The 10,000-nt window shown below is 52.1% G+C and carries 7 protein-coding genes and 1 pseudogene; all 8 read right to left on the bottom strand.

Annotated features, from left to right (window positions below):
* Nucleotides 1–76: 76 nt before the first annotated feature.
* On the bottom strand, nucleotides 77–1,519 hold the full coding sequence (gene pyk / locus OEL57_RS08955) for a pyruvate kinase (protein ID WP_300739764.1): 1,443 nt from the start codon (nucleotides 1,517–1,519) through the stop codon (nucleotides 77–79).
* Between the two features lie 11 nt (nucleotides 1,520–1,530).
* Complete coding sequence (lpdA, locus tag OEL57_RS08950) at nucleotides 1,531–2,982, bottom strand: dihydrolipoyl dehydrogenase (RefSeq protein WP_300739763.1); 1,452 nt, start codon at nucleotides 2,980–2,982, stop codon at nucleotides 1,531–1,533.
* A 9-nt stretch (nucleotides 2,983–2,991) separates the two neighbouring features.
* Nucleotides 2,992–3,885 (bottom strand): DUF4384 domain-containing protein, encoded by an 894-nt coding sequence (locus OEL57_RS16920; protein ID WP_300739762.1) that lies wholly within the window; start codon nucleotides 3,883–3,885, stop codon nucleotides 2,992–2,994.
* Nucleotides 3,840–4,397 carry a hypothetical protein gene (locus OEL57_RS08940; RefSeq protein WP_300739761.1) on the bottom strand — a complete coding sequence of 186 codons (558 nt, stop codon included), beginning with the start codon at nucleotides 4,395–4,397 and terminating at the stop codon, nucleotides 3,840–3,842. The genes OEL57_RS16920 and OEL57_RS08940 overlap by 46 nt, the downstream gene beginning before the upstream one ends.
* A 156-nt stretch (nucleotides 4,398–4,553) precedes the next feature.
* Nucleotides 4,554–6,902 carry a DUF1566 domain-containing protein gene (locus tag OEL57_RS08935; protein WP_300739759.1) on the bottom strand — a complete coding sequence of 783 codons (2,349 nt, stop codon included), beginning with the start codon at nucleotides 6,900–6,902 and terminating at the stop codon, nucleotides 4,554–4,556.
* Nucleotides 6,903–7,036: 134 nt separating this feature from the next.
* Entirely contained in the window at nucleotides 7,037–8,203 is a 1,167-nt protein-coding gene (gene nifS, locus OEL57_RS08930) for a cysteine desulfurase NifS (RefSeq protein ID WP_300739757.1), read from the bottom strand.
* A gap of 2 nt (nucleotides 8,204–8,205) precedes the next feature.
* Entirely contained in the window at nucleotides 8,206–9,066 is an 861-nt protein-coding gene (gene nifU / locus OEL57_RS08925; protein WP_300739755.1) for a Fe-S cluster assembly protein NifU, read from the bottom strand.
* 26 nt (nucleotides 9,067–9,092) lie between these two features.
* A pseudogene (locus OEL57_RS08920) lies at nucleotides 9,093–10,000 on the bottom strand (phosphoglucomutase/phosphomannomutase family protein); the annotation flags it as partial.

Here is a 10,000-nt window from a genome sequence, read left to right as displayed (position 1 = left end):
GCTGCTTGGCAAATATTTTCGGTGCAAAAGAGAAAGGATGTATACCTGAGACTCGCTGTTATTGTCAACGCTATTTTTAAAATATTTCAAAAAATCTTCCTGCTCCCAGCTTGTGGATCTTCACCAGATTCGTTGAACCTCGCGCTTCAATTGGTGTTCCCATAATAATAACAACGATATCACCCTTACGAAGGCCTGCTGCCAGCAATGACTGTTCAGCAAGCGCTATCTGTTGTTCCATACTTTCAAGCATCTTAATTGGCTGCGTTCGCACCCCCCAATAGATGGAAAGCTTACGCTGAATCTCAACTGCATTGGTGAAAGCGACGACCGGGATTGCAGGACGAAAGCGGGATATCAACGCAGCAGTGCTTCCTGACTGTGTAAATACGGCTATTGCCTTTGCCTTGAGACTGGTCGCAGCCCTGCACGCTGCCTCTCCAACTGCATGGGCAATGCTCGGCGTCATAAGGACAGGTGCATTAGGTCTACTACCATAACCAGCCGTTTCGACATCCAGAGCAATTCTTGCCATGGTTTCTACTGCAGCAATCGGATGGGCCCCCGATGCTGTTTCACCTGAGAGCATGACTGCATCAGTTCCATCAATAATTGCATTAGCAACATCAGAGGTCTCTGCCCTTGTTGGACGCGGGTTGATAATCATTGATTCAAGCATCTGGGTAGCGGTTATGACCGGTTTCCCTGCTTGATTACAGGCCTGAATGATCTTCTTTTGAATTAACGGCACCTTCTCGGCCTGTATCTCAACCCCCAGATCACCTCTGGCCACCATAACAGCATCGGTGACTTTTAATATCTTGTTGAAGTTGCGTAATGCTTCCGGCTTTTCAATCTTGGCAACCACCGGGATATCCTTGCCCGCGCTGTAGATTATCCGTTTGATCTGTTCCACATCTTCGTGGGTACGCACAAACGAGAGGGCAATATAGTCAACATCAACCCAGAGACAGAAATCCAGATCCGCCAGATCCTTTTCAGTCAGTGATGGTGCCGATACTTTAACCCCAGGCAGATTGATTCCCTTGTTATTTTTCAGCAGGCCACCGTTTACCACCAGACAACGAACTTCTTCCCCTTCAATAGCCAGCACCTTTAGTTCAAGCAAGCCATCATCTAACAATATGCGGGCACCACGGGTGACGTCACGTGGCAATTCAGTATAGATTGTCGGAATCAGACCATCAGCCCCCAGGACATCAACGGTGGTAATCACCACCTCCTGCCCCTTTTGCAGGAGCAGTCCTTCACCAGCCATCTTACCGGTGCGGATCTTAGGGCCCTGCAAATCCGCCAGTATCCCGACCTCTCTCCCCAGCTTGGCGGCAACAGCACGAATACTGTTAATCAGGCTGGCCTTATCCTCAAGAGAGCCGTGTGAAAAATTCAGACGGAACAGATCCACACCTGCACCCAACAATCGCTCTATCATGTCAGGCGAGTTACTGGCAGGCCCAAGTGTTGCCACAATTTTCGTCCTGCGCTTGTTTTTATGCATACAAGTAGCTCCTAACCATGGATAGCCTCTTTGTTGACATCCAAAGCAGCTTCTTTTAACGCTTCACTCAAGGTTGGATGGGCATGGAACTGCATGCCCAGTTCACGTGCTGTGCCCGCAAAACCCATGGCAGTCACTGCCTCGGCAATAATATCCGAGGCACGGGGGCCAACAATATGCACCCCCAACAGCTTGTCAGTCTCAGCATGGGCAAGTACCTTGACGAAGCCTTCCGTCTCGTCCATGGCCCGTGCCCGACCATTTCCCATAAAGTTAAACTTACCAATCTTGTACGGAACAGCAGCTTCCTTCAACTGTTCCTCGGTCTTACCAACCGAAGCCCCTTCAGGCCAGGTATAAACCACACCGGGCAGATAATCATACGCAACCACAGCGGACTTGCCATGCATCCGCTCCACGCAGACGACACCCTCTTCAGAAGCCTTGTGGGCCAACATCGGACCTGGAATCAGGTCTCCAATGGCGTAAATTCCGGCGACGGGGGTCTGATAGTCTGAATCCACCAGTACTCTTCCGGTATGATCAAAACTAATGCCCGCCTCTTTCAACCCCAGACCGGTAATCAGCGGTCTGCGGCCAATCGCAACCAATAGCCGGTCACAATCGACCTCGCCACTTTCCTCACCAAAACCGTACTGGATCATAGCCTTATTCCCCAAGCGGCGGAGTCCGGTGACCCTGGTATTCAATTTAAACTCGATCCCTTGCTTCTTTAAAGTTCTCTGCAGATAGTTTGCCACCTGGCGATCACTGGAAGGCACAATGCCAGGCAATGCCTCTATAACGGTTACCCGTGCCCCCAGACGGCGCCAGACAGACCCCAGCTCCAGGCCGATATAGCCGCCACCTGCAACGACCAGATGATCCGGCACCTGATCAAAGGCAAGTGCCTCCCGGGCTGAAACCACCAGTTCACCATCAAAGGGGATATTGGCCAACGGAATCGGTTCACTACCGGTTGCCAGCAGCACTTTATCCGCCCGCAGCAACTGCGGTGCCTCAACCGGCTGCTGATCACCATTAGGGAAACTCAACTGAAAGACCTGCTCCACTGCGACCTGCTGCATCCCCGCAGTATCCGGGCCCTTCAGGCTGGCAGATCCGGTAAACAACGTTATCTTATACTTCTTGAACAGGTAGGCAACACCATCCGTCAACTTCTTCACCACGTCATCCTTGCGGGCTAGCATGGCTGACAGATTCAGGCGAGGTGGATCAATCTCTATACCATGCTGGGCAAACTTATGCCGCGCTAACGCAAAATGTTCACTGGAATCAAGCAGCGCCTTGCTGGGAATACAGCCTTCGTTCAAGCAGACACCACCCAGGGTAGCCCGCTTTTCAACCACCGCCACCTTCATCCCCAACTGACTGGCCCTGATAGCAGCCACATACCCACCGGGGCCGGCGCCAATCACTATCAAATCAAACTGCTGAGACATATTCCCTCCCTACTTCAGTCTGGTCTGCACAAACAGGCTGTCCTCATACAGAATGACCCCCAGTTGCCCTGCCACACCTTTGAAATAATCCACCAGATCAAACCCGTTAATAATCTTTTGTACTGACAGCTGCTGCTGGACAACATCCCGTCGCACCAGAGAACGGGTACCATCACTAAAGCTCCTGGCTGACACTTTATCAGAAATAGCAGGTACCGCTAAAGGACGTTCAGCAGCAAACAGCTTGACCACGTCAGTGCCAAAGGGGGGCTCCACCACAATTTCCCAGCTATCCCTATCACCAGGCACCGTATGCAGACGGCCAGCCTGCAGGGGGGCCAGCTGTTGACCTGGCCCGGGATAGAGCTGACTGACCTCATTTTTTGCGTTGATACCAAACAGGTAGACATACAAAGGCTTGGTAACCTGTATCAGAAACTGGACCTTCTCCCCGGCCCGGTAGATCTGATAACGATCCCCTTTGGTGGTATTCAGTTTCACCACCTGCTGGGTTACCTGACCTGCCACATCAGCCACAGCAGCCAAGGCACCCGCTATCTGGTTGACGGTACTATAGGGGATCATGCTCCGCTCAATGGTCTCATCAGCACTTCCCAGCACCCCACCCTTCAGATTCTTGAGAGTCATGGCAACAGTTACCCTGCCAGCCCCTTCAAGATAGTAGCCCTCCAGAACGGCATCGGCACCGCTGAACAGTGCGGCACTGGTATCAAGGTTCTGCACCTCTTTGGCCTTGACTGACAGACCGCGGGTATTGGAGAGTGAGCGGGTCACAGGCTGCTCTTCAAGCACCTCAAACTGTTGGCTGTTAACCAGAAAACTTCTGGCCTTGGCAGTTACATATTCTGAAAATTCACTTGAATAACGGTTCTTACGCTCCACACCGGGCTGATAAATACTTTCAGGCCACTCTTGCCACCACCAGCCTTCTGCACCAGGCGTTTCAACCTGCTGTCCATTGATTCGCTAAAGCTCTCTTTGGGAAGCTTGTTTAGCGGCAGGGCTGCTGAAAGGCTTTTGCAATTACTGCTATCCTTTGCCGGACAATATTTGACAAACACCCGCAAGCGTTCACCATCACGCTGATAACTGGCGCCCACCACTTGATCGGCCTGTTCCATGAAATCGCTGAAACTGAACCCGGCTGCAGAGGGAGAGCTTTCAAACTCATTCACCAGAAAGGCTGAGAGATTGGAGGCTTCACCGGAAACCGCATCTTTGACATTCACTTTATCAAGATAGAGTCGCTTACCGCTGCCAGATTTTCCCTTCAGTTCTTCGGCAACCCCGTTTGCAAGATCCTTCAAGGAAGCAGGGTCTGATGACCAGAAGGCATGGGAGGGAATGGTAACTACCAGCAGCAAGATAACGATTATTGTTTTAAGTATAGGCATAGAGCATCTCCTTAATATACACCTTGCACCCTCCCCCCAGCCCCCTCCCATCCAAGGGAGGAGGAGCAAAAAGCAGAAAACCTCTGTCAGCAGGTCCCCTCTCCACTCTGTGGGAGAGGGACAGGGTGAGGGGTGCTGCCACATCAAACCAATACCCTACTGTCCGGCACGAACGGGCCATACGTAGCTGTAGATGCCCTTACCGTTGCGACCCACGCGGCCGTAGCCCACGTCCACGCCCCAGGCGCTGAATGTGCTGTAGGCGAAGGTACTGGAGGACCAGTAATAACTGGCCTGGATTTTGCTGAAACCGTTGTTGTTAAACCATTGAAAAGGACGAGCACCACCCCTCTTTACAAAGGTCTCCAGTTCATCCTTTGTTGGCAGTCGCCAGTCTTTGTGCCCTGCGTAGGTCAGGTTGCTAACCCAGTCCACTGCCTGCTGCCAGTTCATCTTCTCACCGGCCATGTTGGCATTGCGAGCCCATTGCAGACCAGTCGCAGGATCTGTGTAGATAAGCCGCTCTCGTTCCAATCGTTCTGTATAGATAAGTCGCTCTCGTTGTTCTTTTTCCGCCAACGCAGCAGCTATCTCTGCTGTGGTCATAAACTTCCCACCGCTATACCCCAGCAGGCTATTATCAGCGTCATTAACAAGACTAACACTGGCAACCTTACCACTGTCTGCATGCACTGCCACCTGAGGCCGCACCAGGCCGCTGCTATATTCCTGTTTAAATTTACGAGCCGCCTCCCGTGGCAGCGGAATGATACCGTTAACAGCAACCTTGACCCCGCTTGATTGCTGGCCTGGCTGTTGAATTTTATTGCTGATACTGACCGGAAAGAGCTGTTTGTCTGGATCATATTGGCCGATCTTCAACACCAGCAGGTGCGCTGGAACAGTATATTCCTTCTCACCAAGCTGTTTCAGGCTGAACCTCAAGTCAGCTGTCTCGCTGGCCTGTTCCTGGGCCAGGCGCTGTTCAAGTGCGGTTATCTCCTGCTGTTTTTTTTGCTCCAGCTCTGCTATCCGGTCGGTGTAGGAGGACTGTTGTTTAGCAACCCTGGACTGGTACTCTGCCTCAGTCTCAAACTCATCCCGCACCAGCGGTTTCTGCTTCTGTTTGGCTGCCTGACGCAGGCTGGCTATCTCGGCATCGTAACGACCGGCAATACGGTTCTTTCCCGCTGTCAGTTCACGACTAAAGGTGGCTTCAATGCTTTGCAACTGGGCATTTAGTCGCCTCACCTCAGCCACAGCAGCTTCCAGGCTTCCGGCTGTTGCAGTGGGGGCAGACTGTTTCTTTTTTGCCAGTTCAGCCTTCAGGGCTGCCATCCGCTGTTCTTCTTCTTTGCTGGCCTTGGTCAGTTCCGCTTCTTTACGCCTTTGCTCTGCCTCAAACCTGCTTCTTTCAGCCAGCAGTTCCTGCTGTTGTCTGGCATCATCCGCCAACTGCTGTTGCCGTAGCTGCTCTGCCTTTAATCTGGCCTCTGCAGCCCTCCGTTTCTGCTCTGCTTCACGCTGCTGCTGCTCGCTCAGATGCTTCTTAGCCTCTGCTTCCTGTTCCTCAAGCCGCTTCAACTCATTTTCAATCTTGGATATCTCGGCCCGGTTATCCCGAACCTTTTCTTCAAAATTGGGGATAAATACAAAATCTCCACCACCGTACAGGGCACCAAAACCGGGGGTCTGTTCGTGGCCTCTGGCGCGGGCATCCTGATAGACCCGCTCCTTCAGAATTGCCTGAATCTCGTTGGCAGTAATGTAGTCTCCGGTTGCTTCCAGCACCTCTATCAGCCTGCCGGTAAAGACGCTGTGTCCACGGGGGCCGCCATCAAGTGCTTCCTGTCCTTTACTGCCCGCGGTCAGCACCTGGCGAACCCGCTCTTTGGTAATATTCTTTAAGTAGGCAAGGTTTCGGCTGGCTTTGACATCAACACCACGGGTGGTAAGCAAGCCGCTGTAACAGGCGTCAAAGGCGTAAAAGATATGCTTGGCAGGAATAGCGCGGGAAATATCGTCTTTTAGCTGGCTCATGGTGATGTTGCCGTAGATGCCGTCACTGTTGCCATCAAAGGGGATCAGATAGCCCAGATCACCATCATCGGTCTTTTCCTGGTTGCCGTGGCCAGCCCAGAAGATAAACAGGGCATCTTCCTTACCGATGACCTTTGGCAACTCTGCGGTCAAAAGCCGCATGATGCCATCGCGGGTGGCCTGTTCATCATGCAGGGTAAAGATCTGATCAAAGCGGTACTGTTTTCTGATGGTGGCTTCTATACCCCTGGCATCCTTTACTGCGTTTTTTAACTGGCGGTCAGGGGAAAGGTTTTTGTAGCGGTCTATACCAATAATAACGGCGTAGGATTTGTTGTAGAGCTTGACCTCAGCGGTTTGGTTAGTGGCCTGGTCTTTGGCAACCCCCCGCAGACCACGGGTGTCAGCGGCATGGGAAACCAGCGATAACAGACAAAGTAGCAACAGAAGTAGATAGCGGAACAAGACGTAGTACCTCCAACTCAAAATATCTGTATACAGTACCGTTGCTTTGGGAGGTCGTCAAGTAAACGGCAACAGAAAAGCGGGGTACCAAAGCACCCCGCTTTTGTTATTCTGAGAACATACTTTGTAACAGCCTACTTCAAAAACTCACGCCCAAAGGGGGACATCTGCCGCAGACGGGCAATAATGGGGGGCATCTCTTTGATAACCGCATCAACCTCAGCATCAGTAGTGTAGCGGGAAAGCGAAAAACGAATCGAGCCATGGGCACAGGTAAACGGTACCCCCATGGCACGCAACACGTGGGACGGCTCCAGAGAGCCGGAGGTACAGGCACTGCCGGAAGAAGCACAGATACCCAGCTCTGACAACAGCAGCAGGATCGCCTCGCCTTCCACAAACTCAAAGGCAATGGAGGTGGTGTTGGGAAGGCGGTCTGCCCCGCCTCCGTTGATACGGGCATGGGGGATAGCAGCCAACAGCTCTTTTTCAAGCCGCTCACACTTGGCCTTAACCGTAGTGTTCTCAGCCTCCATAAACTCACCGGCTAACTGGCATGCTTTACCCAGGGCGATAATTGCAGCAGCATTCTCGGTACCGGCACGACGACTCTTTTCCTGATGTCCGCCAACCATCAGCGGGCGGAACGGGGTGCCTTTACGGACGTAGAGGGCACCGATCCCCTTGGGGGCATGCAGTTTATGGCCTGACAGGGAAAGCATATCAATCTTTGAAGCGGCCATGTTGATTGGGATCTTACCCACTGCCTGAACTGCATCGGTGTGGAACAGGGCGCCGTTTTTCTTGGCAATGGCTGCCGCTTCTTCTACCGGGAAGATCACACCGGTCTCATTGTTAGCCCACATAAAGGAGACAATGGCAGTGTCATCATCAATCGCCTTCTTGTATTCTTCCATATCCAGACGACCGGCACCATCCACCCCGATCTCGGTTATCCGGTACCCTTTGGCAGTCAGGTTGCGACACTGGGTCAGAACAGCTGGATGCTCAACGCGGCTGGTAATAATATGACGACGATCCGGCAGCACCTCAAGGGCAGAGCGGATCGCGGTATTATCGCTCTCAGTGCCACAGGCAGTAAAGATGATTTCATCAGGTGAAGCACCCAATAGATCAGCCACCCGCTTGCGGGCCTCAACCGTCTTGCTCTGCACCTGCCCACCAAAGTAGTGCATGGAGCTGGGGTTACCATACAGCTCGCAGAAATACGGCTTCATCTCCTCAAAAACCGCCTCATCCACCTTGGTAGTGGCATTGTTGTCCAGATAGATTACTTGCATGGCTATACCTCCTGAACACGCAGGCCGTCATATACCAGCTCACGTAATTTCATTTCCACAAACTTTGCGGTGTTACCGGAGGAGGCACAACCGGCACAGGCCTTACGGAAGGCGATCTGGACATGGTCGCCATCAATATCAATCAGTTCAAGATCGCCACCGTCAGCACGCAGCATGGGGCGGATATCCCGTTCCAGCACTTCCTGCACCAGCTGCATCTTTTTCAAATTAGAAAGTTTGGGCTTAGTTGCGGCCTCTTGAGCCTGCCCCAGTACCTCGGCAATCAGCTCCTTGATCTTGGGAATACAGCTACCGCAGGCACCACCGGCCTTGGTAAAGTTAGTGACCTGCTCTGAGGTGGTCAGATGGTTGTCAGCAATCACCTTTTTCAGAAAGGTGTCGGTAATACCAAAGCATTTGCAGACCAGAGTTCCCTCATAGTCAGGATATGCATGGCCGTGATCGTGCTCGGCATCATGCTCTGGCAGTTCAAGACCACGGTATTTAAAGATGGCAACCTCAAGCGCCTCCTGTCCCATCACCGAGCAGTGCATTTTTTCATCAGGCAGGCCGCCCAAAAATTCAGCAATATCCTGATTGCTAACCGCAAGGGCCTCATCCAGGGTCTTGCCTTTAACCATCTCGGTCAGGGCAGAGGAAGAAGCAATGGCACTGGCGCAGCCAAAGGTCTGAAACTTGGCATCAACAATTTTTTCCTTATTGTCATCCAGCTTCAGATACAGCTTCAGGGCATCACCGCAGGCCAGGCTGCCTACTTCGCCGACAGCATCTGCATCAGGTATATCCCCCACGTTGCGGGGGTTCAGGAAATGGTCTTTAACTATTGGTGTGTAATCCCACATGAATATTTCTCCTCAAGTTTCAGTTGTTAGTTCAAAATAAATGCCTTGCCTGCAGCCATCACCTCGGTCAGACGAGCCTCAGAAGAGGCCTCGCCGTAAAGTCGAACCACCGGTTCAGTACCTGATTTACGGAACAGCATCCAGGAACCGTCTGACAGGATCAGTTTCACCCCGTCAACGGTAATAACATCTGTTACTGCTGTGCCGGCAATTTCCTTGGGCACCGCAGCTACCTTGCCAGGATAGGCGGCTTCAAGTTCCGGAGATAGCTTCAGGTTGTCACGACGGGTAATAAAACGCCCGACTTCACCATACATCCTCTCAAGCAATTCCCGTACCGTCTTGCCTTCGCGGGCAACCATTTCAGCCACCAGGAAACAGGCAAGAATACCATCTTTTTCAGGTACATGGCCCTTGATGGTAAGTCCGGCACTTTCTTCACCACCAATCACAATCTTGTCCTGAGTGATCAGCTCTCCGATATATTTAAAGCCAACCGGTGTCTCATAAACAGGCACACCATATTTTTTTGCTACGGCATCAACAAAATGGGAGGTTGCGACACTGCGGGCCACGCCGCCGGTCAACTTACGGACCCGGATCAGATAATCCAGCAGCAGGGCAATGATATAGTTAGGCTCAATGTAGGTACCGTCTGCATCCAGGATACCGAAACGATCAGCATCTCCGTCAGTGGCCAAGCCAAGCCGGATGGTAGGATCATTCTTCACCAACGAGATGAAGTCTGGAATGTGTGCCTCGGACGGCTCTGGAGGTTGGCCACCAAAATACGGATCAAGATGGTCATTGATAATGGCATAGGTGATGCCAAGACTCTTGAGCGGCGCATCCAGATATCCGCGGGCAGTGCCGTAAAGAGGGTTAAGCCCAAGTTTGCCGATGGTCTTCAAGGCATCAAAATCTACCTTCTGTT

The sequence above is a fragment of the Trichlorobacter sp. genome (assembly GCF_030247655.1).
Taxonomy (GTDB): Bacteria; Desulfobacterota; Desulfuromonadia; order Geobacterales; family Pseudopelobacteraceae; genus Trichlorobacter.
This window is presented reverse-complemented; position numbering and strand designations above follow the sequence as displayed.